This is a genomic window from Streptomyces sp. NPDC005195 (assembly GCF_040608315.1).
GTDB lineage: Bacteria > Actinomycetota > Actinomycetes > Streptomycetales > Streptomycetaceae > Streptomyces > Streptomyces kaempferi.
Window position 1 is genome coordinate 478,898 of sequence record NZ_JBEXHZ010000001.1, and the last position, 26,651, is coordinate 505,548.

The window sequence follows — 26,651 nt, forward strand, 5'->3', positions numbered from 1 at the left end:
GTTACTTCACCGCGACCTGGGAGATGTCCAGCACGCCGGTCCAGTCGCTGATCACGATGTTCTTGACGTCCTTGCCGTAGAGGCGCTTGTACACCGGGTGGAACAGCGGCACGGTCAGGGCCTGTTCGCCGATCTTCTTGTCGAGTGCGCCCCAGCGTCGCGCGGCCTCGTCGAGGTCGGTCAGCTTGTTGATCGCGTCGATCTCGGTGTTGACGGCCTTGTCGTCGAGGAAGCCGGTGTTGAAGTTGGCGCCGTCCTTGACGATCTGTCGGCCGTCGAAGATCGGGGCGAGGAAGGGGCCGCCGGAGGGCCAGTCGGCACCCCAGTGGGCGAGGAAGAAGCCGGGCTCGGTCCTGGCGCCGTGGATCTTGTCTTTGTAGTCGTTGGACTCGAGGCCCTGGAGCTTGACGGTGATTCCGGCCTTCTTCAGGGCGTCCTGGAGGGAGGTGGCGATCTCCGGGCTGGTCTCGAAGTCCTTGTCGTTGGAGTGCGTGAGCGTGACGGTGAGGCCGTTCGGGTGGCCGGCCTCCTTGAGGAGCTCCCTGGCCTTGGCCGGGTTGCCTGACGCGCCCGCCGGGAAGTGGTCGTAGGGCGTGTAGCCGAAGGACTTCTGGTTCGGCAGATAGGTGGTCGCCGCTTCGGCGAGGGAGGACCCGCCGGCCGCGTTGATCACCGATGTGCGGTCGATGGCGTACGAGATCGCCTGTCGCACCTTCGGGTCGTCGAACGGCTTCACCTTCGGGTTGAAGGCGATGTAGTTCGTGTAGCCGAAGTGCCCGGTGCCGACGCGTGAGGCGAGTTCCTTGTCGCCGGTGACCTTGGCGAGTTCGGCCGGGCCGAGGTTGGTGTCGGTGGTGACGGCGGCGGAGTCCGCGCCCTGGGAGGAGGACAGCCGCTGGTTGATCACGGACGAGTCCAGGCCGGACCGTACGTCGATCCTGTCGGGGTAGGCCTTGCGCTCGGAGTCGGTCGACGCGGACCAGTGCGTGTTGCGCTCCAGGATCAGCCGCTCACCGTCGTTCTCGTTCTTGACGACCTTGTACGGGCCCGAGGAGACCGGGTGCTCCTCGTACTCGGTGCCGTTGTCCTTGGCCTTCGGGACGGGCGTGAACTGCGTCTGGGTGGCGAGGTAGGGGAACTCGCCCTCGGGCTTGTCGAGGTGGAAGACGAGGGTGAGGTCGTCCGGGGTCTCGATCGAGTCGAGGCCCTTCTTGTCCTTGTAGGGGCCCTGGTAGTCGGCGCCGCCGATCAGCCAGTCCCTCAGGTAGGGCGCGCCACCGGAGAGTTCGGCCGCGAAGGAACGCTCGATGCCGTACTTGATGTCGGCGGAGGTGATCGGCGTGCCGTCCTCGTACGTGAGGCCCTTCTTCAGGGTGTACGTCCACACGGTCGCGTCCTTGCTCGGGCGGCCGGTGTCGGTGGCGAGGTCGGGGACGACCTCGGCGCCGGCGGCCCCGTTCTCGCGGTTGCGCGTGGTGAGCGTACGGAAGACGAGGGAGGGGACGTTGCCACCGCCGGAGGTGTACAGGCGTGCCGGGTCGAAGTCCTCCTGCGGGTTGGCGTTGAGGACGGTGAGCGTGCCCCCCTTCCGCGGCGTGGAGTCGCCACCGGCGGCCTTGGCATCGTTGTCCTTGGGCCCGCACGCGGCGGCGCCCGCTGCCACGACCAGGGCGAGCGAAACGGTGGCCACACGGGCTCTGTTCACGGACGGTTGACGCATCGGAAGACGACCTCTCGGATGGTGAGACTGGTTGACGAGGAGTGAGACGAAAGTGAACAGACGTCTGCCCCGGCGTCAGGTCGCCGAAAGGTCACGGACCATTACGGTCACGGAGGAAACGGAATCGCGACGAGCACGCCGGGGGCGGGCGTCAGCGACAGTGGATGTCGGCCACGCAGAGCGCGGCCACACCGATCAGCGCCAGCTCGATGGCGGCGCGACGGACGGCAGGACTGGACCACATGCGCAGAAATATGAACGATCTTTCGGAGCATGTCAACGTGGTCCAGCCCTTGACGGACGTGGCTCCTGTCGACTTCGGGTCAACTGCCCGGGTACGGCCAAGGGTTGGGCAGGCAGCGAATCCCGTCATGGTCGAGGAACTTGGTCTGCTGCTGCATGACCGGAGCGAGCGCGCCGTCCTTCTCACAGCTGACATGGCCGTATCCGAGCCGGTGGCCGACCTCGTGGTTGATGAGCATCTGCCGGTAGGGGTGGATCGCGGCGCCGTACGTCCTGGAGCCCTGGGCCCAGCGGTAGGCGTTGATCATGACCCGTTCGGTGGAGGCGGAGTCGCAGGACACGTTGTCCTCGGTCGTGTCCAGGCCGGACTTGGCGCACCAGTCGGCGGTGGTGCCCGGGCTGGCCAGCGTGATCACGAAGTCGGGCTTGCCGGAAGAGATCCGCTCGAAGCGGCGGGCGCCGTTGTGGGCCCAGCTCCGCCGGTCGTTCAGGGTCTTCTGCACGGCCTGCGCGAAGAGCGCGCCGTCAAGTCCGAGACCCTGTTCCACATCCACTCGATAGGTGTACTTCCGGCCCTCGCCGGGCGCCTTGTCGAAACCGGCGACGGCGTCGAACCTGCCCGACGCCTTGAACTTGGGGCCGAGCGGGTACGTCTCGCCCATCTTCTCGTCGTACGTCAGTGTCTTCACGGGCCGCACGCCCGGTGTGCCGGACACGGTGGCCCGGTCGTCGCCGCGTGAGGCGGGGCCGAGGGTGCCCCGGCCCGCACCGGCGGCGGCTTGTGTGTGCGTGCCGCCGCCGTCGCGTCCGGTGGCCACCTGTCCGGCCACCACGACGGCGAGCACGGTGGTGACGGCGGCCGCGGCGATGCCGGTGAACGTCCGGCTCTTGCCGCCCTTGGACCTGCCCTCCTCCTCGGGCTGCGGCGACGGCTCCTCGACGACCTGCGGATCCCGGTCGGTGACGGGGGTGTCCCAGTCGGTGGCGAGGCCGTGAGGGGCGCTGCGGAGCGCGGTGGTCCGCCGGGGTGCGAAGAGGTCGGCGTCCTCGGTGCCGTCCTCGTCGAAGGCGTCGACGTAGGCCTGCCGGGGTCCCTGCCGGGGTACCTGCCCGGACCCGAACCCGAACCCGGTCGCTGATGCCGTGCCGGTCTCCTGGCGTTGGCCGGGGACGCGGGGTCCGCCCGGCACCGTGGGCCCTGAGCGGCCGGCGGGCTCGGCCCCGGGTGTCGTCCGGGGGCCGCCGTACGCGGCTCCGCTCGGCGGACCGCCCCTGAACTCGCCCCAGCCGCCCCCGGTCTCACGCTGCTCGGGGTGCCCGCCCCGCGCCTGGACCTGCCCTCGGGACGGAGCGCCCTCGGCCATGCGCGGGACACCGCGCGCGGGCGTCCCGGCGGACTGCTGGGGAATGCCGTGGGCCGGGGTCCCGTCCTGGAAGCGGTCCTGGAAACGCGGCACTTCGCGCGCCGGAGTCCCGTCCGTCCCGCGGGTCACTCCCGCGGCCGGTGTCCCGCCCGCCGGAGGGCGCGGCGGCTGGGGACCCAGCGCACCCCGCGGGGTCTCCTGCGACGCGCCTCCCGGCCCCTGGGCCGTACGCCGCACCGCGCCGGGTGCCGACGCCGCCGGCTTCTCCCCGCCGCTCTTCTCCGCCCGCCCCCGGCGACTGTGACGTCCCACGCCCCTCCTCAGCTCCCCGCACCGGTGACCGCCGACGCGGCCGACTCGGCGGCTTCCGCGAGGAGTTCACGGAAGGCCGTGGCCACCGTGTCCGGGTATTCCATCATCGCGACATGCCCCGCCTCCGGCAGGGACAGCAACCGGCCGTCACGGAAGGCGCGCGCGGCGCGCCGTGCCATACGGTAGCCGACGAGCTGGTCACGTCCGCCGTAGACGAGCAGCGTAGGCGCGAGCACCCGCTCGGCCTGCCGCCACAGTCCGTGCTGGCCGCCCAGCGTGTACGCGTTCACGATCCCGCGCGCCGAGCGCGTCATGGCGTCCCAGAAGTAGGGCAGCGCGAGCCGTCGCTCCATCTCCTCGACCGCGTCGCGGAACCCCTCGGGCGACACCTTGCCGGGATCCCCGTAACAGAGCGCCGTGACCCCGCGGACGCGCTGTTCGGCGTTCCAGTCCCTGGTGAGCCGGGTGAACAGCCGTGCCACCCCGGGCACCGCGAGCAGCGCGGTCGGCCACGCGGTGCGCTGCACGCGGATCTCCGGGAGCGCGGGCGAGACGAGCGTGAGCGTGCGGACGAGGTCGGGCCGGACCGCCGCGACCCGGGTGGCGACGGCGCCGCCCAGTGAGTTGCCGAACAGGTGCACGGGGCCGCGCTCGGCGGCGTCCAGGTAGCGGATGACCGCGCGTGCGTGGCCGGTGACGCTGTAGTCCCCGTCGTCCGGTGGTGGCGAGTCCCCGAAGCCCGGCAGATCGAGGGCCTCGCTGTCCACGAGCCCGTCGAGCAGCAGCATCAGCGCCGACCAGTTCTGCGAGGAACCACCGAGCCCGTGCACGTACAGCGCCGGTGGCAGCCCCTCGCGGGCGGGTGGCCGGGAACGCACGGTCAGCGTGATCCCGGGCAGACCGACCGATCTCAGCCGTTCCCCCTCCGCGACCCGGACGGTCCCGACCCTCGGCGTGACGGTGGCGGCCAGCACGGAGGGCAGCTCGGTCGAAGACATGCGGCAATGTTACGAGACGATCACGCGGTGGTTCATGTGTTCGCCGTCACAGATGGTGCGCGCATCGCATGGCGTCCGGATCGGGTGTCTCCTAGGCTTCAGACGAGGGCACTCGCAGACACACAGGAGCGCACTCGCACCACTCGGGAAGAGGAACCATGACAGTCGACCCCACGGACCCCGAGACCTTCACCGCAGTTGACGAGAGCCCGGACCTCGACCCGGAGGCCCCGGAAGCCGACGCCGCCGAACAGCACACGGAACTGACACCGCGGGACGACGGCCTGCAGGCCGTGGGCGACCCCCTCAACGCCAACGAGGCGGACCTCGCCGAGCAGGCCAGAGTCGTGGAGCTCAACGAGGACGAGTACCGCTAGGCCGCACGGACCGGCCGCAGGACAGGGCGGACCCGTCGCGCGTAAGGCCGTGGCCGACCGGGCGACCGGGGCGGTCCGGGCACAATGACGACCGCTCTGCCCCCGTTGGACATCGTCTGTGCCGCTATCGCCCGCGTCCGGTCCGTGAAATTCTGCGCTCGTACCGCGCACACCGGGGTTACCGAAAAGTACGATGGCGGCGCGGCGCACACCGCAAGTGGACAATTTTGGGAGGCGGCGTGACAGCCATCGAGCAGACAGAGGCGGCGCGCCCGCGGGGCACTCGCCTGCCGCGCCGTGCCCGACGCAACCAGCTCCTCGGCGCCGCCCAGGAAGTGTTCGTTGCTCAGGGGTACCACTCGGCCGCCATGGACGACATCGCCGAGCGCGCGGGCGTCAGCAAGCCGGTCCTCTACCAGCACTTCCCGGGCAAGCTGGACCTGTATCTCGCCCTGCTGGACCAGCACTGCGAGTCCCTGCTGCAGGCGGTACGGACGGCGCTCGCGTCCACCACGGACAACTCGCTGCGCGTCCGCGCCACCATGGACGCGTACTTCGCTTACATCGAGGACGACGGCGGCGCCTTCCGACTGGTGTTCGAGTCCGATCTGACGAACGAGCCGGCGGTCCGCGAGCGCGTGGACAAGGTCACGCACGAGTGCGCGGAGGCCATCTGCGACGTCATCGCGGAGGACACCGGTCTCTCTCGAGCCGAATCGATGCTCCTCGCCTCCGGTCTGGGCGGTCTGGCCCAGGTGGTGGCCCGCTCCTGGCTGCACAGCGACCGCAGTGTGCCGCGCGACCAGGCGGTCCAGTTGCTGACCTCGCTGGCGTGGCGGGGCATCGCGGGCTTCCCGCTGCACACCACCGACCACAGCTGACCGTCACCGACCGCCACTTTGTTCCCGCCCGCTGTTCGCTCCTGGCGTTCCCGGGCGGAACGTGTACGTCCCCTCACCGGGCTAATGTGTGCTGCGTACGGCGCGGATGAACGCGCACATGACTGACCGTCGGAGGGACAAAGCCGTGGAGGTCAAGATCGGCGTGCAGCACGCGCCCCGCGAGATCGTTCTGGAGAGCGGTCAGACCCCGGAAGAGGTCGAGCGCGCGGTGTCCGAGGCGCTGGCCGGCAAGTCGCAGCTGCTGAGCCTCGTGGACGACCACGGGCGCAAGGTCCTGGTTCCGGCCGACCGCCTCGCCTACGTGGAGCTCGGCGAGCCCACGCAGCGCAAGGTGGGATTCAGCGCGCTGTAGTAAGCCACGCGGAGGGGCCCGGTGACGCTGTCACCGGGCCCCTCCGCACACCTGCCGGAACCCGTCCGGCGCGACGGCCGAAACCCCGTCCCCGCATCCCGAGCGGCCCCCTCCCGGAGCCACGGACGGAGCACAGACCCGGCACAGGGGAGGGTTGCGTTCCGCACGTCACGGGTAGACCGGCTACGACCGATTTGCACGGGCCGTCCGGGAGGGACCCCCACCATGTTCTTGGAAGCGCTCGGCGCCGCGGTGTTCGGTCTGGCCCTGGCATGGGCCGCCTCGCACCGCCTGCCGCACCGCCTGCCCGCGCGCAGCCTGGTCCTGTCGACCGGCGTCGCGGGAGGGCTGTTCGGAGCCTTCCTCACCCACACCGCCCTGGGCTCCGGGTACTACCCGGTGATCCTCTGCGGTGCCGCGATCGTCGCCGCCGCCCTGCTCTCGCTGCTGCTGCGCCCGGCGGAAAGATTTCGCCGCCGCTCGGCGACGGCGTGACCGCACCGGGCGACGGCGCATCCCGTAAGGACCGGGTCCGGGCCGAGTCGGACAAGAGCCGGCGCCGCGGCGGGCATCGTTCGCCCCGCCGCGACGCCCGGACCCCCTAGGCCGCCAGGCCCAGCGCCGCCATCCGCTTCGTGTGGGCCTCGGTGATCCGCGAGAACATCCGGCCGACCTCCGCGAGGTCGAAGCCGTCCGCCACGCCGCCCACGAGCATCGTCGACAGCGCGTCGCGGTCCGCGACCACCCGCTGCGACTGGGACAGCGCCTCGCCCATCAGCCGCCGCGCCCACAGCGCGAGCCGGCCGCCCAGCCGCGGGTCCGCGTCGATCGCGCCGCGGACCTTCTCCACGGCGAAGCTCGCGTGCCCGGTGTCGTCCAGGACGCCGAGGACGAGATCGCGCGTGTCCTCGTCCAGCCGCGCGGCGACCTCCCGGTAGAAGTCACTGGCGATCGAGTCGCCGACGTAGGCCTTGACGAGCCCCTCCAGCCAGTCCGAGGGGGCGGTCTGCTTGTGGAAACCGTCGTACGCGGCGACGAACGGCTCCATCGCCCCGGTCGGCTCCTCGCCGATCCCGGAGAGCCGGTCCCGCAGCCGCTCGAAGTGGTGGAACTCGGCCGACGCCATCTTGGCCAGCTCCGCCTTGTCGCTCAGCGTCGGCGCCAGCTTGGCGTCCTCGGCGAGCCGCTCGAACGCCGCCAGTTCGCCGTACGCGAGCGCTCCGAGCAGGTCCACGACCGCGGCGCGGTAGTGGGGGTCGACGGAGGCCGTGTCCCAGTTCCGCGCGGCGACTCCGGTGGCCGCGGGGGTGGTGGTGCCGGGTGCCTCGGCGGACGTGTCAGCGGCGTTGTCAGGCGTCGTCATGAAGCGCACAATAGCCCGCTCACCGCAGCAGGGAAGTCCCTGCTCATCCAGTGTGACGACGACTACGTGACCAAATCGGCCATCGCATATGCGCGATTCCGGGGTATGGTGGTAATGCGCCCGGCGAGTATTCGACGGGCCGCACGAATGAGGATGCCCGGTCGGTGGCCCGATCGGCTCCGACCCGACAGCCCTCTCGTCCGTACGGCACGATGCGTACGACATCCGGAGGGACCCTCAGCGGTACGAGCGCTCGAGCGTCGGCAGTGGTCCCGTGCCACTCGGCCCGCCCGACAGGCGGCCGGCGTCCCCGGCACGGTCCCCGTCACGACCCCCGCGCTCGCCTCGCACCGCGTACACAGAAGAGGCAGCACCCTGACTACGACTTTCCGAGAGCTCGGAATCCTTCCCGAGACGGCCGAAGCCCTTGAGGCCGTCGGCATCATCAACCCCTTCCCCATCCAGGAGATGACCCTCCCCGTCGCCCTCTCGGGCAGCGACGTCATCGGCCAGGCCAAGACCGGCACCGGCAAGACGCTGGGCTTCGGCCTCCCGCTCCTGGAGCGTGTCACCGTCCCCGCCGACGTCGAGGCGGGCCGCGCCCGGCCCGAGCAGCTCACCGACGCGCCGCAGGCTCTCGTCGTCGTCCCGACGCGCGAGCTGTGCACCCAGGTGACGAACGACCTGCTGACCGCGGGCAAGGTCCGTAACGTCCGCGTGCTCGCCATCTACGGCGGCCGGGCGTACGAACCCCAGGTGGAGGCCCTCAAGAAGGGCGTCGACGTCATCGTCGGCACCCCGGGCCGGCTGCTGGACCTCGCGGGCCAGAAGAAGCTCGACCTCAAGCACATCAGGGCCCTCGTCCTCGACGAGGCCGACGAGATGCTCGACCTGGGCTTCCTGCCCGACGTCGAGAAGATCATGAACATGCTGCCGGCCCGCCGCCAGACCATGCTGTTCTCGGCGACCATGCCGGGTGCCGTCATCGGTCTCGCGCGCCGCTACATGTCGCAGCCCACGCACATCCGCGCCTCCGAGCCGGACGACTCGGGCGCGACGGTCCGCAACACCGCGCAGTTCATCTACCGCGCGCACAACATGGACAAGCCCGAGCTGGTCGCACGCATACTGCAGGCCGACGGCCGCGGGCTCGCGATGGTCTTCTGCCGCACCAAGCGGACGGCGGCCGACCTCGCCGACCAGCTCCAGCAGCGCGGCTTCGCCTCCGGCGCGGTCCACGGCGACCTCGGCCAGGGCGCCCGCGAGCAGGCGCTGCGCGCCTTCCGCAACGGCAAGGTCGACGTCCTCGTCTGCACCGACGTCGCCGCCCGCGGTATCGACGTCGAGGGCGTCACCCACGTCATCAACTACCAGTCCCCCGAGGACGAGAAGACGTACCTGCACCGCATCGGCCGGACCGGCCGCGCGGGTGCCAAGGGCATCGCGATCACCCTCGTCGACTGGGACGACATCCCGCGCTGGCAGCTCATCAACAAGGCGCTGGACCTCGGCTTCAACAACCCGCCGGAGACGTACTCCACGTCCCCGCACCTCTTCGAGGAACTCAGCATCCCGGCCGGCACCAAGGGTGTCCTGCCGCGTTCCGAGCGCACCCGCGCCGGGCTCTCGGCGGAGGCCGTCGAGGACCTCGGCGAGACCGGTGGCCGCGGTCCGCGCGGCCGCGGCGGCCGCTCCTCGGCGCCCGTCGTCGAGCGGGAGCGGGAGCGGGAGCGGGAGGACCGCAGCCCGCGCCGTCGCCGTCGGACGCGCAACGGCACGCCGATGGACGAGACCGCCGGCACGTCCGGCGCGCCGACGACATCGGCGCCGCAGGCTCCGGCCGAACCCGCCGCCACGGACGCCACCGAGCCGCGTACGCCGCGCCGCCGTCGCCGTACGCGCGCCGGTACGTCGGAGCCGGTGGCGGTCGCCACGGCCACCGAGGCGGCCGAGCCGTCGGCCGCGCCCGAGGCCGCGGAGACCGTGGTCACGACGGTCGAGGGCACGGACGCCACGGCCACCAAGCCGCGCCGCCGCACCCGCAGGACGGCACAGGCCCCGGCCGAGACCGTCACCGTCGTCGCGGAGACCGTCGCGGTCGCCGAGACCGTCGCCGCGTCGCCCGCCGAGACCGTCGCGGAGGCTCCGGCCGCCAAGCCGCGCCGCCGCACCCGCAAGGCCGCGGAGACCGCGGAGGCCGCGGAGGCCGTCCTCGACACGGTCGAGGGCACGCCGGAGGTCACCGAGACCAAGCCGCGCCGTACCCGCGCCAAAGCCACGACCACGGCAACTTCCGCCGTGGACAGCGCCGTTGACACCGCGGAGGCCGCGGAGGCCAAGCCCCGTCGCCGCACCCGCAAGGCCGCCGCGGAGACCGTCGAGGCGGACAGCGCGCCCCTGACGGCCGCCGTCGAGGAGCCGGAGGCGGGGCCGCGCCGCCGCACCCGCAAGGCCGCCGAGGCCGCGGTCGACACGGCGGAGGGTGTCGCGGAGGCGCCGGCCGCCAAGCCGCGTCGTACCCGTAAGGCCGCGGTGGCCACGACCGAGGCGCCCGCCCAGGTCGCCGAGGCCGTCGAGGCCACGACGGAGCCGAAGCCGCGCCGTACGCGCGCCAAGGCGACCACCAAGGTCACGCCCGAGGTGGCCACCGAGGCGACCGCGGACACCGCCGAGGCACCCGTCACGCCCCGCCGCCGCACCCGCAAGGCCGCCACGTCGGCCGTCGAGGCCACCATCCCGGCCCAGACGGCCGCCGCCGAGGAGCCGGAGGCGGGGCCGCGACGCCGCACCCGCAAGACGGCGGAGACCGCTGTGACCCCGGAGACGGACGAGGCCAAGCCGCGCCGCCGTACCCGTAAGGCCGCCGCTGTCGCGGAGCCCGCGGAGAGCTGATCCGCAGCCCGATGGCCCGGTCCCCCGCTTTCGGGGGACCGGGCCATCGGCGTTCCCGCACGTCACCCGCCCGGCGCCGTGGGCAGGCGCCCCGACGACCCGAACAGACGCCCCGGACAGTGGACCGCGAGGCCCCGCCCGATAGCCTCGGAGCCATGAGCCGTCCCCCCTCCTTCGTCCCGCCGGCCGGAGCGCGCGCGTACCGGTTGAACACCGCGCGCGGCGAGTTCGCGGTGATCGATGCCGGAACCGCCGTACGGGGAACCGCCTTGCTCCTGCCGGGTTTCACCGGGAGCAAGGAGGACTTCATCGCGCTGCACGAACCGCTGGCCGCGCGCGGGTACCGGACCGTCGCCGTCGACGGACGTGGTCAGTTCGAGAGCGACGGGCCCGAGCGCGACGAAACCCCTTACGCGCAGGACGAGTTGGCGCGCGACCTACTCGCACAGGCAGCGGCCCTCGCGGTGCCCGTGCACCTCGTCGGGCACTCCCTCGGCGGACAGGTCTCCCGGGCCGCCGTCCTTCTCGACCCGGCCCCCTTCGCCTCGCTCACCCTGATGGCGTCGGGCCCCGCCCAGATCTCCGTCTCCCAGCAGCAGCGCGTCAAGCTGCTCCGGGACGCGCTCGCCGTGATGGACATGGGCCAGGTGTGGGACGCGATCCGGGCGATGGAGCCGCCGGAGGAGACCGAGACCGGCGAGCTCGACGCGGGGCTGGACGACCGCGACGACCTGCGGCGCCGCTGGCTGGCCACCAGTCCCGCCCAGCTGATCGCGACGGGCCGTCAGCTGTGCACCGAGCCCGACCGCGTCGCCGAGCTGACCGCCGTGCGGCTGCCGAAGCACGTCCTGTCCGGCTCGCACGACGACACCTGGCCGGTGGAGCTGCTGGACGACATGGCCGTACGTCTCGACGCGCGGCGCACGGTCGTAGCGGGCGCCGAGCACTCCCCCAACACGGACCAGCCCCTGACGACCGCCCGCGCCCTCGCCGATTTCTGGGACGCCGCCGCCACCGCGTGACCCGTGTCCGTGACCCGTGTCCATGACCCGTGGCGGGCGAACCCTGGTGGGCGAACCGCGCGCGGAGACCGGGGACGGGTCAGTACTGCGCCTGCAGATGCTCCCAGAAACCGTCCCGGAGGGACCGGCGCAGATCCGCCTGCCCCCGCAGGGAGTACTGGAGCAGCCCCTCCGCCTCGACCAGCAGGTCCTGGTCCACCGAGCCGGGCAGATACGGATGTCCCGGCAGCAGGTCCACCAGCGCCTCGCGCCCCCGCGCGGCCAGCCACTTCGCGGCGATCTGCGCGCCCACGAACCGCACGTCCTCACGCGTGGGCCGGCTCACCGCGCTCGCGTCGTACGTGGTGGCGGTCCGACGGGACACGTAGGGCTTGAAGAAGTCGAGGTCGAAGGTGCGCTGACTGTCGACCTCCCAGAGCAGCGGCTCGGCCTGGTTGCGGCCCTCGGGCGCCTCGATGCCCCAGAGGTGGACCCGCGCCCCGTACCCCTGGGCGGCCTCGACCGCCGACACCAGGTCCTCGTCGCCCCCGAGCAGGGCGGCATCGCTGATGGCGCGGTGCCGGGCCAGGGACTCCAGGTCGGACCGGATGAGGGAGTCGACGCCCTTCTGCTGGTTGTTGGCGTTCAGGTTGCCCAACCGCACCTTGACGTCCGGGAGTTCGGCGATCGACTGCTGCTCCGCGGTGTGGATGCGGCGACGCGCGCCGTCGTACCAGTACACGCGCAGCAGCCTGCTGTCCGCGAAGATGGTGCGGGCCTTGTCGATGAGTGCCTCGATGAGGCCCTCGGCGTCGAGGTCGAAGGAGCGGCGGTCCTCGGTCCCGGCGACGAGCCGTCCCCCGGCCGCGTACAGGTACCCGGCGTCGACGAAGATCGCGTGGGTCGAGGGCGTCTTCGCCACCTCGACGAGCATGCGCTGAAGCAGCTCGTTCGTGCGGTCGATGCGGGCGCCGAGCGCCGCGAGGTCGTCGTTCATCACCCCCCATTCTCCCGGCGGTCACGCTTCGAACACAACTGGTCCCGTTCAGTCTCCTCCACACTTCTTACCAGGCGATAATTAGGGTCTCGAAAAATTTCCTTAGCGTAGGGAATGTTTGTAACACGCACACCGTTGAATACGAACGGAAGCGGGGACTGATTCAGCTCGCACGCCACCACCGAGTAGTTCTCCTCAGGAGGATGACCAGACGAAGGGAGAAGCCCATGCGCTTCGAGATCATGCGACTCGACGATGTCGACGGCACCGCCGTGGACAGCACCGTCGTTGACGCCGCCTCCGTCAACCGGATCGTTCAGCAGGCCGCCGCCATAGGGCAGCGACTGTGGATCCGCCCGGCCGACTCGTCCGCCTCGTAACCCGCGGACACCTCTCGGACGTCCTGGACGTCTCAGACTTCAAAGCCCCGTACGGCATCGACGCCGTACGGGGCTTTGCGTATACGAGAGGACCGTCGCGGCGCCGGAAGGCCGCCGACCGCCCCGGAGGCCGCTCACCCGCTCCCGAGGCCGCTCAGCCGCCCTGAAGGCCGCTCAACCGCCCCGGACGACCTGGGTGACGCCGTTGATGATCTGCTGGACGGCGATCGCCGAGAGCATCATGCCCGCGAGCCGGGTCACCAGCACCACGCCCCCGTCCTTGATGACGCGGATGATCAGCAGCGAGTAGCGCATGACCACCCACAGCACGACGTGGATGGCGAGGATCGCGGTCCACACGGACACCTGCGAGGCGACGCTGTCCGCCTTCTGCACGGCGAGGATCACCGACACGATCGCACCGGGGCCCGCGAGCAGCGGCATGCCGAGCGGTACGAGGGCGACGTTGACGTCCTTGGTCTGCTTCGGCTCGTCGGTCTTGCCGGTCAGCAGGTCGAGGGCGATCAGCAGGAGCAGCAGGCCGCCCGCGATCATCAGCGCGGGCACGGAGACGTGCAGGTAGTTCAGGATCTGGTGACCGAGCAGGCCGAAGACCGCGATCACCCCGCCCGCCACACAGACGGCCTGGAACGCCATGCGCTTCTGCACCTTGGCGGGGCGTCCCGCGGTGAGCGCGAGGAAGATCGGGGTGATCCCGGGGGGATCCATGATCACGAAGAGGGTGAGGAAGAGGGAGCCGAAGACGGCGACGTCGAACATGGTTCAGTGAGGCCTTGCGAAGGTGGGGAGAGCGGCACGGCGAGGAGAGCAGTCACCGCTGGGGAAAGGGCGTTCCGCCGGGCGGAACAGGGCACACGGCGGGCAGCGCCGGGTACGTGGGGGAAGAGGATCCGGTGTCCGAGGGGCGGGCGATCAGGCTCCGCCGGTTCCCGGCACCGGGAACGCCCCGGTGGCCCGCCGGGTGATCTCCCCGTACACCTCGGGGTCGGTCGTGTACTCCCCGAGGACGCAGGTCTTGCGGCTGCCGTGGTAGTCGCTGGACCCCGTGACGAGCAGTCCCAGCTCGGCCGCGAGACCGCGCAGCCGCGCCCTGGTCGCCGGCTCGTGATCCATGTGGTCCACCTCGATGCCGTCGAGCCCCGCGGTGGCCAGCTCCGCGATGACCGCCTCCGGCACGGTGCGTCCCCGCTTGACGGCGGCCGGATGCGCGAAGACGGTCACGCCGCCCGCCGCCTTGACCAGCCGGATCGCGGCGAAAGGGTCCGTCTCGTGCCGGGGTACGAAGACCCGGCCGCCGTCGGCGAGCCAGTCGCCGCCGAAGGCCTCGGAGACGGTGTCCACGACCCCCAGCTCGACCAGCGCGGAGGCGATGTGCGGCCGGCCCACGGAGCCGTCGCCCGCGATGCGCGCGACCTGCTCCCAGGTGACCGGCACGCCCAGTCCCCGGAGCTTGGCGACCATGCTCCGGGCCCGCGGCACGCGGTCGTCGCGGATCAGCTCGCGCTCGGCGAGCAGCTCGGGTTCGGCGGGGTCGAAGAGGTAGGCCAGCAGGTGCATGCTGATGCCGTCGAGGCGGCAGGAGAGTTCGGCGCCGGCGACGAGGGTGAGCCCCTCGGGGAGGGCCGCGGCGGCCGCGGCGTGTCCGCGGGTGGTGTCGTGGTCGGTCAGCGCGACGACGTCCAGACCGGCGGCGGCCGCGTTGCGGACGAGTTCGGCCGGGGAGTCCGTGCCGTCGGAAGCGTTGGAGTGGGCGTGCAGGTCGATGCGCACTACGCGACTCCAGGCGGTGACGACACGGAAGGGGACACCCAAGGATAACGGGGTTCCCGAGCACCCCTGTCACACCCGCAACCCCGGAGCGCCCCCTACGAGTCGTTCTCCGCGCCCCGGCCGACTCCCGCGCCCCGAGGCCGCTGTCCCGTTCCCGTAGGGCGTCGCGGCTCCGCCGGTGGATCCGCGGTCCGCCACCGCGCACCACCGGCCCGACGCCGGGCGCGCCCCCGGGGCCGCCGCCGCCAGAGCCTCGCATCGGCCTGAACGCCTCGTCCTCGAACGCCGGACGGGCTGAGGGTGCGCGCCCGCGCCAGGAATGCCGCCTCGCGCCGGAGACGCGCGCCCGCGCCGGATTCCCGGAGCCCGCCCGCCGAGCCGCCCGGGGCCGGCCCCGCCTCCCGAACCCGGCGGAGCGCTACGGCTCCGGGATGCGCGGCGACTACGGCTCCAGGATGCGTGGCGACAGCGCCCCGCAGGGCAGCAGGTCCACTTCCGCCCCCGCGTCCCTCAGGTCGGTCAGGACCAGTTCGTCGTACATCAGCAGCCCCGACTGCTCGGGCCACACGACCGCCCACAGCCACAGGCCGAGTGCCTCGCCCGCGAAGACGGCACGGTCGTCGGGGGCTCCGGCCACATGCCACAGCGGGGTGGGCCGGCCGGCCGCGAGGACCTTGGCCTGCGGCGGTTTCTCGACACTCATGTAGGGCCCGGGGTCCGGGGCGTCGATACCGGCGTAGCGCGCGCCGAGGCCGACGCCGAGCTCCTCGGCGACCAGGATCAGCTCCCCGATGCCGCCGAGGGGGCCGGGGCCCGAGCAGGCCACCATGGTCGCGCGCCCGCCGCTGCGGTCGTCGCCCGCGAAGCCGGCGCCGGTGAACAGCCATCCGACCGGCAGCGGCCACGGCATCCACACCGGCACCCGGGCACGGTGCACCACGACACCGAGGGCCTCGACGCTGGGCGGGATCACGGGCTGCAGCGGATGCACGGCCCCGTGCGCGTCGCACTGCCAGGAGTCGGCAAAGAGGCCGGGAGCCCTGACCCGGCCACCACACTTCGGGCAACTGGGTTCGCCCCTCATAGAGCCCCACGGTCCTCCCCGTCTTTCGCCGCGTCAAGGACGATCACCCGTCCGGAGCGCGCCGTCACCGGGAGGAATTAGATGTAGTTTGCACTAATTGGCTCATCCAACTCATTACGTGCATACGGCAGCGACCTCGCCGGGGCAGTCGGAGGAGCGAACATGACCGGCAGCACGGGAGTCCCCGCCGAGGAGACAGGTTCGTCGCGGGTGCGGGCGGTCTCCCGCGCCGGCCGAAGGCCGTCTGGGCGACCGCTGTGGCATCCGGCGTCGCCTTCACGGGCATCGGGCCCGTCGACCCGATCCTGCCCTCCGTCGCCAAGGGCCCGGACGCCACGCGGCGCGCTCACCCGCGAGGCGGCCGGGTTGCCGCCGCGGCACGCCTCCGAGGACAGCGTCACGGTTTTTGCCAACTGGCGAATTCCGGCCAGGAACTGACCGGGTCTCAGTTCAGCGGAACGGATGTGCGCAGCGGATCGCGCAGGTCCGTGCCGCCGTTCAGCCACCGCTCCTGGAGGGCCCCGGCGCCGTGCACCCGCTTCCACGCGGCCTCGTTCGGCGTCATCGGGAGCAGCGGCAGGAACCGTACGGGATCGGCGGGCGCGTCCAGCTCCAGGTCCTCGACGAGGCCACCGGACTCCGCGACCAGGACGGAGGTGAAGGGCGCGCCGGGCCAGAGCGGTCCGCCCACGTCGAGCGAGGCACCGGGAGACACCACCAGCCCCTCGACCTGCGGGGACGCGGCGAGCACGGCGAGCGGGCGCAGCACCTTGTCGGTCTCGGCGCCGCCCGCGCGCACCGAGAGGACCAGCTCGGCGCGCGGACCCTTCACCGGATCGGCGAGCACCACCGTGGGGTCCGCCATCGGCTGGGCGGACATGCCGAGCGTCGCGTAGCGGACGACGTCGCCCTCGGTGAAGCGCAGCACCTCGATGCGGTCGGTGCCGAGAAAGGTGACCGCGGCGCGCGCGTCGGGTTCGCCCAGCGCGGAGCGCAACCGAGCCTCGACCAGAGGAAGAACATCAGCCATGAACCGAGCATAGAACTCGTCAGCAACGGGCAAAGCGGGGGCTTGACGCTTCGGTGCGCTGATACTCTTGGCCGCTGGTCGGGGCAGCACGCAGAAGCGTCGCTCTCGAGCTCCGACGCACTGAGACTGACTGCTCTCCCCGACGGGAGACAGCTCCCCCTCGGGGGATGGATCGTCCCTCACGGGGGACCGGCCGGAGGAGGTGGGGCTGCAATGGACCGAAGTCGACCGTGCAGTACCACCCGCTCTTCCGGTCGCTGAATTCTGTAGCTGGTTTCCTTACCCAGGCCGGCTGCCGCCTCCTGCAAACGTGTGCATACGTGTCAGCGTTGTCCGTTGCACCACGGAAGAGCGCTTCGTTCCCGCCTGATCTGTCTGATCTGAATCAGTAGCGAAGCTGCCACCGCGACGGTGCGGTGCTCCCCGCTTTGTGGACGTGCCAAACATCCGCAGTCAGGACGTCCCCATTCCGGGCAGTTCCAACCGTCGCCGGCGGCCTCCAGTTGTGAAGGAGCCTGCCATGTCGATGATCCGTGACCTCCGTGCCGCGGTCCGCCCCCGCCCCTCCCTGCGCAAGGACAGCGGCTCGTACGACACCACCCGCGCCCCCGGGACCAGCTCCGCCGTGGTCGACTGCGCGGTCTACCGCGACGGCGCCCGCGTCCAGACCCGCGAGCCCCTCACCCCGCACCAGGCGATGCGCCTGGTGCACCGCGACGGCGGCTTCGTGTGGATCGGCCTGCACGAGCCCACCGAGGCCGAGTTCTCGGGCATCGCGAGCGAGTTCGGGCTGCACCCGCTGGCCGTGGAGGACGCCGTCCAGGCGCACCAGCGGCCCAAGCTGGAGCGCTACGACGACTCCCTGTTCACGGTCTTCAAGACGATCCACTACGTGGAGCACGACGAACTCACCGCAACCAGCGAGGTCGTGGAGACCGGTGAGGTCATGTGCTTCACCGGCCGGGACTTCTTCATCACCGTCCGGCACGGCGGCCAGGGTTCGCTGCGGGCGCTGCGGCACCGGCTGCAGGACGAGCCGGACCTGCTCGCCAAGGGCCCCTCGGCCGTGCTGCACGCGATCGCCGACCACGTCGTGGACGGGTACATCGCGGTCGCGGACGCCGTGCAGGACGACATCGACGAGGTCGAGACGGAGGTGTTCTCGCTCGGGCGCAAAGGCACTCCGCGCGGCACGGACGCGGGCCGCATCTACCAACTCAAGCGTGAGGTACTGGAGTTCAAGCGGGCGGTGTCGCCGCTGCTGCGTCCGATGCAGCTGCTGAGCGAGCGGCCGATGCGGCTGGTCGACCCGGACATCCAGAAGTACTTCCGCGACGTGGCCGACCACCTCGCGCGGGTGCAGGAGCAGGTTCTCGGCTTCGACGAGCTGCTCAACTCGATCCTCCAGGCCAACCTCGCGCAGGCGTCCGTCACGCAGAACGAGGACATGCGCAAGATCACCTCCTGGGCCGCGATCATCGCCGTACCGACGATGGTGTGCGGTGTGTACGGCATGAACTTCGACTACATGCCGGAGTTGCGCTGGAAGTTCGGCTATCCGCTGACGCTCGGCGTCACCGTCGGCATCTGCCTCTCGATCCACCGGATCCTGAAGCGCAACGGATGGCTCTGACGCGGGCGCGTCCCGCTGGCTAGGCTGAGTCCATGACGGAACAGGTGCTCGATCAGGCCCTCATCGAGGAAGCCACCAAGAAGTCCGGGCTGATCTGGGTGCGCGGCGACGGCACACCGTCGACCGGCGCCCCGGGCCCCGGAGAGCCCGCCCAGGCCCTGTGGCACGTGTGGCACGACGGCGGGGTCTGTCTGGTCGGCGACGGGCCCGGCGAGCAGCCGCTGCCCGGACTCCGCGACGGGGGCGAGGCGGTGGTCACCGTACGCAGCAAGGACAAGGGCGGGCGGGTGGTGGCCTGGACGGCGAGGGTGGTCGAGCTCGCCCCCGACTCCGGCGTGTGGCAGGAGACGGTCGCCGAGCTCAAGGGCAAGCGTCTGAACGCGCCGGACGGTGAGGAGATGCCGGCCCGCTGGGCGCGCGAGTGCCGGGTGCTGCGTCTGGAGCCCCTGGCCGGCACGCTCCCGCTGCCGGACGGCTCGCTGGCCGCCGCGCCCCTGCCGACCCCGGCGACGACCCGGCAGCCGGTCCCGGCGGCCGTCCCCCGTCTCCTGTTCAAGAAGCGCAAGAGGTCGTAGGTCCCGGCGAATTGGGTGACGTGGGCGCTCCCGGGTCACGGTCACGGCGGCGCCGTCACGAGGTCGGCAGCTGCCCGCCGTAGTCGACGGTCTCGTCCCTGGCCGGTTCGGCGAGGGCGAAACCCTTGCCCCAGTCGGTGAGGCGGAGGGTGCCGGCGCCGCCCGCGCGGACCAGGAGGACGGGGTACGGGGTCCCCTTCAGTGAGACGTCGAGGGTGCCGCCCGCTCCCTTGTCGCCGGTGATGCGGATGGTGCGGACGCCGGACTGCTCGTGGTGGCCGTCCGTGGCGAGGGTGCCGTGCAGGGTGAGCAGGCCCTCCAGGAGGACGTCCTTGTCCGTGAAACTGATGAAGCGCTTGTAGGCCGGGTCGCCGGTCGGCACCTTCACGTACTTGCCGCCGAGCTTGTCGGCGGCGGCCGTGTCCGCCGAGGTGCCGCCGCTCTTGTCGCCCTGATGGCTCCAGAACTCGGCGCCGGCCTTGAGGAAGAGGTGTTCGCCCACCCGCAGCAGCCCGAAACTCGCGCCCTGCGAGGTGACCGACCCGGTGCCGCCGTCCGCCTTCAGACGCATGTCGAGCTTGTACGTGCGGCCGTTCGACACCACGGTTCCGGCGAGCCTGACCGCCTCCGCGGACGTGGCCGCGGTGCGGGACTTCGACTGGATCGTGGAGGCGGGCAGCTTGCCCACCCCGTTCGTGCCCGCGTCCGGATCCTCGCTACCGCACCCCGTCAGTCCCGTCCCCGTCACGACCAGGGCGCACATCGCGCCCACCAGTGCGGCCCTGCGGGTACGGCCCTGGAGAATCGCAGTCACAGGTGGGCTGCCTTTCGTACGGGGGTCCATGCGGGTGTCCGTGCCGGGGCGCCCTGCGGAGGTCCACACGGGGTGCCCACCACGGCGTACGGCAGCGTACCGGTGCCGCGACGGACCGGCGGAGCCAGTCCGTCCGGACCGCTCACCAGGGCGTATCCGACCGGGACGGGCTAGCCTGAAGCCCACCCGAGCGGACAGAACGGGACCAAGCACGCTTACGGCACCACCGCCCGGCGCACGTACCGGGACAGCACGGGAAACACCCACCGGGACAGCACGGAAAGAAGGAGGCGCGGGCATGGCCGCAAGCGCCCCCCGGATCTTCGTCTCGCACCTCGCCGGTGTCGCCGTCTTCGACCCGAACGGCGACCTGGTCGGACGGGTGCGGGACCTGGTCGCCATGCTGCGCGTGGGGCGGCGCCCGCCGCGGCTGCTGGGGCTGGTCGTCGAGCTGTCCACCCGGCGGCGCGTCTTCCTGCCCATGACCCGCGTGACCGGTATTGAGTCCGGCCAGGTCATCACCACCGGCGTCCTGAACGTGCGGCGCTTCGAGCAGCGGCCCACCGAGCGGCTCGTGTTCGGGGAACTGCTCGACCGGCGGGTACGGCTCGTCGACACGGACGAGGAGGTCACCGTCCTCGACGTGTCGGTCCAGCAGCTGCCGGCCCGCCGGGAGTGGGAGATCGGCCGGGTCTTCGTGCGCCGGGCCCGCAGCGGGACCTTCCGGCGCACCCGGGGCGAGACCCTGACCGTCGACTGGTCCGCCGTCACCGGGTTCTCGCTGGAGGAACACGGACAGGGCGCCGAGAGCCTGCTCGCCACCTTCGAGCAGTTGCGCGCCGCCGACCTCGCCAACGTGCTGCACCACCTGTCCCCGAAACGGCGCGGCGAGGTGGCCGCCGCACTCGACGACGACCGTCTCGCCGACGTGCTGGAGGAACTCCCCGAGGACGACCAGATCGAGATCCTCGGCAAGCTCAAGGAGGAGCGGGCGGCGGACGTCCTGGAGGCGATGGACCCCGACGACGCGGCCGACCTGCTCGCCGAACTGCCGGAGGAGGACGTGGAGCGGCTGCTGACGCTGATGCGGCCCGACGACGCGGCCGACGTACGGCGGCTGATGGCGTACGAGGAGCGCACCGCGGGCGGTCTGATGACGACCGAGCCCATCGTGCTGCGCCCCGACGCCACGGTCGCCGAGGCGCTCGCCCGGGTCCGCAGCTCCGACCTGTCCCCCGCGCTCGCCGCCCAGGTGTACGTGTGCCGTCCCCCGGACGAGACGCCGACCGGCAAGTACCTGGGCACCGCGCACTTCCAGCGGCTGCTCCGCGACCCGCCGTACACCCTGGTCAGCTCGATCCTCGACGACAACCTGCAGCCCCTGGCGCCGGACGCGGCACTGCCCGTCGTCGCGGGCTTCTTCGCCACGTACGACATGGTCGCCGCGCCCGTGGTCGACGAGAGCGGCTCACTGCTCGGCGCGGTGACCGTGGACGACGTACTGGACCACATGCTGCCCGAGGACTGGCGCGAGACGGAGTTCCATCTGCACGAGGACGAGGCCGTAGGGGGGAGCCATGACGCCTGACCGCGAGACCCGTGAACGGGCCGTCACGGGCGCCACCGCGACCACCCGGCCGCGCACCCGTCTCGACCAGCCGATGCCGCCGCGCCGCAGACTGCTGCCCGAGTGGGACCCGGAGGCCTTCGGACGGCTGTCGGAACGGATCGCCCGCTTCCTGGGCACCGGGCGCTTCATCGTCTGGATGACGGTCGTCATCATCCTGTGGGTGGTATGGAACGTCAGCGCGCCCCATGACCTGCGGTTCGACAACTACCCGTTCATCTTCCTGACCCTGATGCTGTCACTGCAGGCCTCGTACGCCGCCCCCCTGATCCTGCTCGCGCAGAACCGCCAGGCCGACCGCGACCGGGTCAACCTCGAACAGGACCGCAAACAGAACGAGCGGTCGATCGCGGACACCGAGTACCTCACCCGCGAGATCGCCGCCCTACGCATCGGCCTCGGCGAGGTGGCCACCCGCGACTGGATCCGCTCCGAACTCGAAGACCTGGTCAGGGCGCTGGAGGAGGACCATTCCGACAGCCACGTCGTATTCCCGGCGGAACGGTCGCCGGGACGTGACACAGGCGACCGCTGACGGGGCTTTCCGGCCCCGGGGCCGGGCGCCGTACCATCGTCCCTATGGCTACGGAAGACGCGGTGCGCGAAGCGCTGGCGACGGTGAACGACCCCGAGATCCAGCGACCCATCACCGAACTGGGGATGGTCAAATCGGTGGACATCGGCGCGGATGGCGCGGTCGCGGTCACCGTGTATCTGACCGTCTCCGGCTGCCCGATGCGCGAGACCATCACCAAGAACGTGACGACGGCGGTCTCGGCGGTGGAGGGCGTGACCCGCGTCGACGTGACCCTGGACGTCATGAGCGACGAGCAGCGCCGCGAGCTGGCGGGCGCGCTGCGCGGCGGCCAGGCCGAGCGCGAGGTCCCCTTCGCCAAGCCGGGCTCACTCACCCGCGTGTACGCGGTCGCCTCCGGCAAGGGCGGCGTCGGCAAGTCCTCGGTGACGGTGAACCTGGCGGCGGCGATGGCCGCCGACGGTCTCAAGGTCGGCGTGGTCGACGCGGACATCTACGGTCACTCCGTACCGCGGATGCTGGGCGTCGAGGGCCGTCCGACCCAGGTAGAGAACATGATCATGCCCCCGTCGGCGCACGGCGTGAAGGTCATCTCCATCGGCATGTTCACCCCGGGCAACGCCCCGGTCGTGTGGCGCGGCCCGATGCTCCACCGCGCCCTGCAGCAGTTCCTGGCGGACGTGTACTGGGGCGACCTGGACGTCCTCCTCCTCGACCTCCCGCCGGGCACCGGCGACATCGCGATCTCCGTCGCCCAGCTGGTGCCGAACGCCGAGATCCTCGTCGTCACCACCCCGCAGCAGGCGGCGGCCGAGGTCGCCGAGCGCGCCGGCTCCATCGCGGTCCAGACCCACCAGAAGATCGTGGGCGTCGTCGAGAACATGTCGGGCCTGCCGTGCCCGCACTGCGGCGAGATGGTCGACGTGTTCGGCACCGGCGGCGGTCAGTCGGTCGCGGACGGTCTGACCCGCACCACCGGCGCGAACGTCCCGGTGCTCGGCTCCATCCCCATCGACGTCCGCCTGCGCGAGGGCGGCGACGACGGCAGGCCGGTCGTCCTGACGGATCCCGCGTCCCCGGCCGGCTCGGCCCTGCGCGCCATCGCCGGCAAGCTGGGCGGCCGTCAGCGCGGCCTGTCGGGCATGTCCCTGGGCATCACCCCGAGGAACAAGTTCTAGACCGCCGGTTTCCCGAACCCTCCGCCCCGGAGAGGTGAACGCGCCCCGTCAGGGGCGCGGGGAACCGCGCGACCGGCCCCGGCCGTGCCCACGGCCGGGGAACCACCCCGCCGGATCACCCCGCGGAAGCACTCACGCGTACGCCGCGATGTCCTTGACCACGGCGAAGCCCAGCCCGTACGCGCTCATGCCCCGCCCGTACGCACCCACGTGCGCGCCCTCCTGGGTCGACCCCGCGAGGACCCAGCCGAACTCGGACTCGCGGTAGTGGAACGGCGTGGGCACGCCGTCCACGGGGAGGGACAGCGAGGACCAGTCCGACCCCTCGAGATCGTCCGCGAGGACCCACGCCGTCTCGGTCTGCTGGTCCAGCCAGTCGTCCCGCAGGGTGTGGTCCATCTGGCCGGGCCAGGTGAAGGACAGCAGGCCGACGCCTGCCAGCCAGGCCGCCGAGGACACCGAGGTGGCCTCCAGCAGCCCCGTACCGTCCGCGCTGCGCCGCGAGGGGTTCGCCGCGACGGTCACCACGACCGCGAAGCGCTCCTTGTCCTCGGTCGACTCGCTGCGCACCGAGGGCTCCTCGCCGTGCCCGATCGATCCGTGCTCGACGGCGCCGTCCGCCGACATGCCCACCTGCATCAGCCAGCGCGGTCCCGTGAAGGCCTCGTCGAGGCCGTACCACGGGAAGGGCGCCAGCAGGTAGCCGTCGACCGTGCGCCGGGCGAAGGGGACCGGTTGTCCGCCCTCCGTGGCCGGTGCCTGCGCGCCTACCCGACTTGTCGTCTCCATCTGCCCGGACGCCTCCTTGCTCTCGTCGGACCGGGCGGCCCGCCCCCCTCGGGCGTCCTCAGCAGTCCGCACAACAACTGGGCAGCATAGCCACACCGCTGCGAGCAGCACGGAAAGCACCCGTCGCGTGGGTCGCGGCCGCCGTCGATTTCCGGCCGTGTCACACGGCTCCGGACCCCTGACCCGCCTCGGCCGGGGTACGGCTCAGGTGGCGTCGGCGTCGAAGGGCGGGCGCTCGTCCTGGCCCGGCTTCTCGGGCTTCTTGGTCATGTCCACGGTCGAGCCGGAACCCGAACCCGACCCTGAACCCGAAACGGAGCTCGACGACTCGGATTCACGGTTGTGCACCGCGTCCGTGACCTCGGCCATCTCCTTCTTCAGGTCGAAGCCGTTACGGATCTCCTTGAGTCCCAGCTCGTCGTTGTCCAGCTGCTTGCGCAGGAACGTCTTGGGGTTGAGGTCCTCGAACTCGAAGTCCTTGAACTCCGGGCCGAGTTCCTCACGGATGTCCGCCTTGGCGCTCTCCGAGAACTCACGGATCTTGCGGATGGTGCGCGTGACGTCCTGGATCATCTTCGGGAGCTTGTCCGGACCGAAGACGAGCACGGCGAGGACAACGAGCGCCACCAGCTCGAGCGGTCCTATGTCATTGAACACCTGAAGCTCCTTGCGATGTCCTTCGGTCCTCGGCCCTCGGCGGTTCCACCGTGGTCCGGGCCCGGTCCACGGTACCCGGCGATCCTGTCCGTCCGGAACTGTCCCGGGGCCTCCGGGTCCCTGTACACGTCGAGTTTTCCCGGAAGTTTGCCGCCCCGGGGCGGGAGGCGGGCCCCCGCGGTGACGCTCATGTCAGTTGTCGTCCGTCGAGGTGAGCCGCGGTCCGGGACCGTCAGTCGCCGTCGGCCGAGCCGAGGACCAGGGTGATCCGCTCCGGGCCGCCGTCCCGCCGCAGGGTCAGCAGCAGCCGGTCACCGGGGCGGTGGGCGCGGGTCCGCACGATCAGCTCCTCCCCCGAGTGCACACGCAGCCCGTCGACCTCGGTGATGACGTCGCCCGCCCTGATCCCCGCCCGGGCGCCGGGGCCGCCCGGGGTGACCGGCGGGCCACCGCTCGTCTTCGTACCGACCCGGGCGCCGTCGCCGGTGTAGTCCATGTCGAGCGTGACACCGATCACCGGGTGGGTCGCCCGGCCCGTGTTGATCAGCTCCTCGGCGACGCGCCTGGCCTGGTTGACGGGGATGGCGAAACCGAGCCCGATGGAGCCGGCCTGACCGGCCTGCGGGTCGGCGGCGCTGTCGGCGGAGCGGATGGCGCTGTTGATGCCGATCACCCGCGCCCGGGAGTCGAGCAGGGGTCCGCCGGAATTGCCGGGGTTGATGGGCGCGTCGGTCTGGAGGGCGTCCACGTACGAGACGTCGCTCCCGTCGCCCTTCTCGCCGCCCGCCGTGATGGGCCGTTCCTTGGCGCTGATGATCCCGGAGGTGACGGTGTTGGCGAGGTCGAAGGGTGCGCCGATGGCGACGACGGGGTCGCCCACCTGGACGCTGTCGGAGTTGCCCAGCGGCAGGGGCCGCAGTCCGCCGACCCCGGACACCTCGACCACGGCGAGGTCGTATCCGCTGTCGCGCCCGACGACGGTGGCCTTGGCGCTCTCGCCGCCGCTGAACGTCACGGTTATCCCGCCACGCGTGCCGGCCGGTTCGACCACGTGGTTGTTGGTGAGGATGTGACCCCGGGTGTCGAGGACGAAGCCGGTGCCCGTGCCCGATTCGTCGGTGCCGCGCACATGCAGCGTGACGACGCCGGGCAGGGCGCGGGCCGCTATCCCGGCGACACTGTCCGCGGGCCTTCCGGGGGCCTCCTTCGCGGCCTGGGGCAGCTCGATGTCCCCCGTCCCGGCGTCGCGCTCCAGATAGACGCCCACGGCACCGCCGACGCCCCCGGAGACGACGGCGATCAGCACGGCCCCGAGGACCAGCGCCTTCCTGACCCGCCCGCGGCGCCGCGTCCCCGTCCCGACCGCCGCGCCGTTCTGCTGGAGGGGCCCGGGGGCGGCCCAGGGGTCGTAGTTCCGCCAGGGGCTCGGAGCCGGACCGGCAACGCTCGCGTACGGGGCTGGAGGCGCCCCTGAGGGCAGTGGGGCCCCCGGGACCGGGGTTCCCGCCGGGACGCCCGCCCCGGGCCCGGAGACGGCCACCGGGGCGGACGCGCCGCGCGAGTCACCGTCCATGGGGTCGGGGGTGCCGTACGCGGTGCCGCCCGCCGGGGCCTGTGTCTCGTACGCGGAGGTGCCCACGGGGGCGGGGGTGCCGTGTACCGGGGTGATCGCGGGGTGCTGGACCGGCGGAGCGGATGCCCAGGGGCCGGGCTCGCCGTACGGCGGGGTGCTGTAGGGGTCGGAGTCGTGCAGGGGCCGGGGGCGGTCGGTGGTGCCCGGGGGCGCGGGCGGGGTGTCGGACACTCCGGCGATCGTCCCGGCGTCCGGCGCATCGGCCATGGGCGCGGACGCGGACGCGGGCCGTTCCAGCTCGAAGTCACCGTCACGGTCGAAGCCGTCCTCGGGGTCGACGTCGCCGCCAGGCCGGCCGACGCCCTCCGCCGAGCCCGTCTCCGCGGCCACCGGGGGTACCGGCCGCGGCCGGCTCCACCACTTCGCCTTCGCCGGCTTCCCGTCGTCCATGTTCTCCCCACACC

At 71.7% G+C, this 26,651-nt stretch carries 26 protein-coding genes and 1 pseudogene; 13 read left to right on the plus strand and 14 right to left on the minus strand.

Translation table 11 applies throughout. The features are described from left to right. Position 1 precedes the first annotated feature (1 nt). The 4 genes from ABZV34_RS02105 to ABZV34_RS02120 form a co-directional block, all read right to left on the minus strand. The gene (locus ABZV34_RS02105) at positions 2-1,720 is read right to left on the minus strand and encodes an ABC transporter substrate-binding protein (protein WP_356270522.1); all 1,719 of its coding nucleotides are present in this window, start codon (positions 1,718-1,720) and stop codon (positions 2-4) included. A gap of 151 nt (positions 1,721-1,871) precedes the next feature. After that, on the minus strand, positions 1,872-1,964 hold the full coding sequence (locus ABZV34_RS02110) for an Ms4533A family Cys-rich leader peptide (RefSeq protein WP_356270524.1): 93 nt from the start codon (positions 1,962-1,964) through the stop codon (positions 1,872-1,874). A 79-nt stretch (positions 1,965-2,043) separates the two neighbouring features. Further along, positions 2,044-3,639: a DUF3152 domain-containing protein gene (locus ABZV34_RS02115; protein ID WP_356270526.1), complete on the minus strand. Its 1,596-nt coding sequence runs from the start codon at positions 3,637-3,639 to the stop codon at positions 2,044-2,046. Between the two features lie 8 nt (positions 3,640-3,647). Further along, entirely contained in the window at positions 3,648-4,637 is a 990-nt protein-coding gene (locus tag ABZV34_RS02120) for an alpha/beta hydrolase (RefSeq protein ID WP_356270528.1), read from the minus strand. Between the two features lie 158 nt (positions 4,638-4,795). On the opposite strand from ABZV34_RS02120, the gene ABZV34_RS02125 reads away from it, so the two are divergent. The 4 genes from ABZV34_RS02125 (at position 4,796) to ABZV34_RS02140 (ending at position 6,763) form a co-directional block, all read left to right on the plus strand. After that, positions 4,796-5,014, plus strand: a complete 219-nt coding sequence (locus ABZV34_RS02125; RefSeq protein WP_356270530.1) for a hypothetical protein — start codon at positions 4,796-4,798, stop codon at positions 5,012-5,014. A gap of 239 nt (positions 5,015-5,253) precedes the next feature. Further along, positions 5,254-5,895, plus strand: coding sequence for a TetR/AcrR family transcriptional regulator (locus ABZV34_RS02130; protein WP_356270531.1), 642 nt, complete (start codon positions 5,254-5,256; stop codon positions 5,893-5,895). A 145-nt stretch (positions 5,896-6,040) separates the two neighbouring features. Continuing rightward, positions 6,041-6,268 (plus strand): DUF3107 domain-containing protein, encoded by a 228-nt coding sequence (locus ABZV34_RS02135; protein ID WP_028801993.1) that lies wholly within the window; start codon positions 6,041-6,043, stop codon positions 6,266-6,268. 225 nt (positions 6,269-6,493) lie between these two features. Further along, complete coding sequence (locus ABZV34_RS02140; RefSeq protein ID WP_356270533.1) at positions 6,494-6,763, plus strand: hypothetical protein; 270 nt, start codon at positions 6,494-6,496, stop codon at positions 6,761-6,763. 106 nt (positions 6,764-6,869) lie between these two features. Here the strand turns inward: ABZV34_RS02140 and ABZV34_RS02145 are convergent, their stop codons facing one another. Then, complete coding sequence (locus tag ABZV34_RS02145) at positions 6,870-7,640, minus strand: ferritin-like domain-containing protein (RefSeq protein WP_356270534.1); 771 nt, start codon at positions 7,638-7,640, stop codon at positions 6,870-6,872. 459 nt (positions 7,641-8,099) lie between these two features. Between ABZV34_RS02145 and ABZV34_RS02150 the strand changes: the two genes are divergently transcribed. Then, entirely contained in the window at positions 8,100-10,523 is a 2,424-nt protein-coding gene (locus ABZV34_RS02150; RefSeq protein ID WP_356270536.1) for a DEAD/DEAH box helicase, read from the plus strand. 155 nt (positions 10,524-10,678) lie between these two features. Further along, positions 10,679-11,545 (plus strand): alpha/beta hydrolase, encoded by an 867-nt coding sequence (locus ABZV34_RS02155; protein WP_356270538.1) that lies wholly within the window; start codon positions 10,679-10,681, stop codon positions 11,543-11,545. A gap of 79 nt (positions 11,546-11,624) precedes the next feature. On the opposite strand, the gene ABZV34_RS02160 is transcribed toward ABZV34_RS02155, so the two are convergent. After that, complete coding sequence (locus tag ABZV34_RS02160; protein ID WP_356270540.1) at positions 11,625-12,521, minus strand: NYN domain-containing protein; 897 nt, start codon at positions 12,519-12,521, stop codon at positions 11,625-11,627. A 227-nt stretch (positions 12,522-12,748) separates the two neighbouring features. Here ABZV34_RS02160 and ABZV34_RS02165 point away from each other — a divergent pair, with 227 nt between their 5' ends. Beyond that, a complete protein-coding gene (locus ABZV34_RS02165; protein ID WP_356270542.1) occupies positions 12,749-12,901 on the plus strand; it encodes a hypothetical protein in 153 nt (50 codons plus the stop codon). A 174-nt stretch (positions 12,902-13,075) separates the two neighbouring features. Here ABZV34_RS02165 and ABZV34_RS02170 read toward each other — a convergent pair whose 3' ends face one another. The 3 genes from ABZV34_RS02170 to ABZV34_RS02180 all read right to left on the minus strand — a co-directional run bounded on the left by ABZV34_RS02170 (position 13,076) and on the right by ABZV34_RS02180 (position 15,776). After that, entirely contained in the window at positions 13,076-13,681 is a 606-nt protein-coding gene (locus ABZV34_RS02170; RefSeq protein ID WP_356270544.1) for a MarC family protein, read from the minus strand. 153 nt (positions 13,682-13,834) lie between these two features. Further along, positions 13,835-14,692 (minus strand): PHP domain-containing protein, encoded by an 858-nt coding sequence (locus ABZV34_RS02175; RefSeq protein WP_356270545.1) that lies wholly within the window; start codon positions 14,690-14,692, stop codon positions 13,835-13,837. 442 nt (positions 14,693-15,134) lie between these two features. Continuing rightward, positions 15,135-15,776: a DUF6758 family protein gene (locus tag ABZV34_RS02180; RefSeq protein WP_356270547.1), complete on the minus strand. Its 642-nt coding sequence runs from the start codon at positions 15,774-15,776 to the stop codon at positions 15,135-15,137. Positions 15,777-15,970: 194 nt separating this feature from the next. Here ABZV34_RS02180 and ABZV34_RS02185 point away from each other — a divergent pair. Next, a pseudogene (locus ABZV34_RS02185) lies at positions 15,971-16,114 on the plus strand (MFS transporter); the annotation flags it as partial. Positions 16,115-16,221: 107 nt separating this feature from the next. Here ABZV34_RS02185 and ABZV34_RS02190 read toward each other — a convergent pair. Continuing rightward, on the minus strand, positions 16,222-16,806 hold the full coding sequence (locus tag ABZV34_RS02190) for a suppressor of fused domain protein (protein WP_356270549.1): 585 nt from the start codon (positions 16,804-16,806) through the stop codon (positions 16,222-16,224). Positions 16,807-17,326: 520 nt separating this feature from the next. On the opposite strand from ABZV34_RS02190, the gene ABZV34_RS02195 reads away from it, so the two are divergent. Both ABZV34_RS02195 and ABZV34_RS02200 read left to right on the plus strand, forming a co-directional pair. Next, positions 17,327-18,439 carry a magnesium and cobalt transport protein CorA gene (locus ABZV34_RS02195; RefSeq protein WP_356270551.1) on the plus strand — a complete coding sequence of 371 codons (1,113 nt, stop codon included), beginning with the start codon at positions 17,327-17,329 and terminating at the stop codon, positions 18,437-18,439. Positions 18,440-18,471: 32 nt separating this feature from the next. Then, a complete protein-coding gene (locus ABZV34_RS02200; RefSeq protein WP_356270553.1) occupies positions 18,472-19,014 on the plus strand; it encodes a hypothetical protein in 543 nt (180 codons plus the stop codon). Between the two features lie 55 nt (positions 19,015-19,069). Here ABZV34_RS02200 and ABZV34_RS02205 read toward each other — a convergent pair whose 3' ends face one another. Continuing rightward, a complete protein-coding gene (locus ABZV34_RS02205; RefSeq protein ID WP_356270733.1) occupies positions 19,070-19,777 on the minus strand; it encodes a hypothetical protein in 708 nt (235 codons plus the stop codon). 349 nt (positions 19,778-20,126) lie between these two features. On the opposite strand from ABZV34_RS02205, the gene ABZV34_RS02210 reads away from it, so the two are divergent. Genes ABZV34_RS02210 through ABZV34_RS02220 form a run of 3 tightly spaced genes read left to right on the plus strand, consistent with a single transcriptional unit; the run spans position 20,127 to position 23,168 of the window. Then, positions 20,127-21,416 (plus strand): CBS domain-containing protein, encoded by a 1,290-nt coding sequence (locus tag ABZV34_RS02210; RefSeq protein WP_356270555.1) that lies wholly within the window; start codon positions 20,127-20,129, stop codon positions 21,414-21,416. Beyond that, positions 21,406-21,990 carry a DUF1003 domain-containing protein gene (locus ABZV34_RS02215; protein ID WP_356270557.1) on the plus strand — a complete coding sequence of 195 codons (585 nt, stop codon included), beginning with the start codon at positions 21,406-21,408 and terminating at the stop codon, positions 21,988-21,990. The genes ABZV34_RS02210 and ABZV34_RS02215 overlap by 11 nt, the downstream gene beginning before the upstream one ends. A 44-nt stretch (positions 21,991-22,034) precedes the next feature. After that, on the plus strand, positions 22,035-23,168 hold the full coding sequence (locus ABZV34_RS02220; protein ID WP_356270559.1) for an Mrp/NBP35 family ATP-binding protein: 1,134 nt from the start codon (positions 22,035-22,037) through the stop codon (positions 23,166-23,168). Between the two features lie 132 nt (positions 23,169-23,300). Here ABZV34_RS02220 and ABZV34_RS02225 read toward each other — a convergent pair whose 3' ends face one another. From ABZV34_RS02225 to ABZV34_RS02235, 3 genes are all read right to left on the minus strand, one after another. Beyond that, positions 23,301-23,957: a hypothetical protein gene (locus ABZV34_RS02225; RefSeq protein WP_356270560.1), complete on the minus strand. Its 657-nt coding sequence runs from the start codon at positions 23,955-23,957 to the stop codon at positions 23,301-23,303. Between the two features lie 204 nt (positions 23,958-24,161). Then, entirely contained in the window at positions 24,162-24,614 is a 453-nt protein-coding gene (locus tag ABZV34_RS02230) for a sec-independent translocase (protein ID WP_356270562.1), read from the minus strand. 232 nt (positions 24,615-24,846) lie between these two features. Further along, positions 24,847-26,637, minus strand: a complete 1,791-nt coding sequence (locus ABZV34_RS02235) for a trypsin-like peptidase domain-containing protein (protein ID WP_356270564.1) — start codon at positions 26,635-26,637, stop codon at positions 24,847-24,849. Positions 26,638-26,651 lie beyond the last annotated feature (14 nt).

What these genes read in the sequence shown, in the direction of transcription:
- ABZV34_RS02140 (WP_356270533.1), top strand. Translation starts at nt 6,494, where the DNA reads ATGTTCTTGGAAGCGCTCGGCGCCGCGGTGTTCGGTCTGGCCCTGGCA.
- ABZV34_RS02200 (WP_356270553.1), top strand. Translation starts at nt 18,472, where the DNA reads ATGACGGAACAGGTGCTCGATCAGGCCCTCATCGAGGAAGCCACCAAG.
- ABZV34_RS02150 (WP_356270536.1), top strand. Translation starts at nt 8,100, where the DNA reads ATGACCCTCCCCGTCGCCCTCTCGGGCAGCGACGTCATCGGCCAGGCC.
- ABZV34_RS02165 (WP_356270542.1), top strand. Translation starts at nt 12,749, where the DNA reads ATGCGCTTCGAGATCATGCGACTCGACGATGTCGACGGCACCGCCGTG.
- ABZV34_RS02180 (WP_356270547.1), bottom strand. Translation starts at nt 15,776, where the DNA reads ATGAGGGGCGAACCCAGTTGCCCGAAGTGTGGTGGCCGGGTCAGGGCT.
- ABZV34_RS02155 (WP_356270538.1), top strand. Translation starts at nt 10,679, where the DNA reads ATGAGCCGTCCCCCCTCCTTCGTCCCGCCGGCCGGAGCGCGCGCGTAC.
- ABZV34_RS02220 (WP_356270559.1), top strand. Translation starts at nt 22,035, where the DNA reads ATGGCTACGGAAGACGCGGTGCGCGAAGCGCTGGCGACGGTGAACGAC.
- ABZV34_RS02110 (WP_356270524.1), bottom strand. Translation starts at nt 1,964, where the DNA reads ATGTGGTCCAGTCCTGCCGTCCGTCGCGCCGCCATCGAGCTGGCGCTG.
- ABZV34_RS02125 (WP_356270530.1), top strand. Translation starts at nt 4,796, where the DNA reads ATGACAGTCGACCCCACGGACCCCGAGACCTTCACCGCAGTTGACGAG.
- ABZV34_RS02225 (WP_356270560.1), bottom strand. Translation starts at nt 23,957, where the DNA reads ATGGAGACGACAAGTCGGGTAGGCGCGCAGGCACCGGCCACGGAGGGC.
- ABZV34_RS02190 (WP_356270549.1), bottom strand. Translation starts at nt 16,806, where the DNA reads ATGGCTGATGTTCTTCCTCTGGTCGAGGCTCGGTTGCGCTCCGCGCTG.
- ABZV34_RS02170 (WP_356270544.1), bottom strand. Translation starts at nt 13,681, where the DNA reads ATGTTCGACGTCGCCGTCTTCGGCTCCCTCTTCCTCACCCTCTTCGTG.
- ABZV34_RS02195 (WP_356270551.1), top strand. Translation starts at nt 17,327, where the DNA reads ATGTCGATGATCCGTGACCTCCGTGCCGCGGTCCGCCCCCGCCCCTCC.
- ABZV34_RS02235 (WP_356270564.1), bottom strand. Translation starts at nt 26,637, where the DNA reads ATGGACGACGGGAAGCCGGCGAAGGCGAAGTGGTGGAGCCGGCCGCGG.
- ABZV34_RS02105 (WP_356270522.1), bottom strand. Translation starts at nt 1,720, where the DNA reads ATGCGTCAACCGTCCGTGAACAGAGCCCGTGTGGCCACCGTTTCGCTC.
- ABZV34_RS02210 (WP_356270555.1), top strand. Translation starts at nt 20,127, where the DNA reads ATGGCCGCAAGCGCCCCCCGGATCTTCGTCTCGCACCTCGCCGGTGTC.
- ABZV34_RS02215 (WP_356270557.1), top strand. Translation starts at nt 21,406, where the DNA reads ATGACGCCTGACCGCGAGACCCGTGAACGGGCCGTCACGGGCGCCACC.
- ABZV34_RS02160 (WP_356270540.1), bottom strand. Translation starts at nt 12,521, where the DNA reads ATGAACGACGACCTCGCGGCGCTCGGCGCCCGCATCGACCGCACGAAC.
- ABZV34_RS02120 (WP_356270528.1), bottom strand. Translation starts at nt 4,637, where the DNA reads ATGTCTTCGACCGAGCTGCCCTCCGTGCTGGCCGCCACCGTCACGCCG.
- ABZV34_RS02205 (WP_356270733.1), bottom strand. Translation starts at nt 19,777, where the DNA reads ATGTGCGCCCTGGTCGTGACGGGGACGGGACTGACGGGGTGCGGTAGC.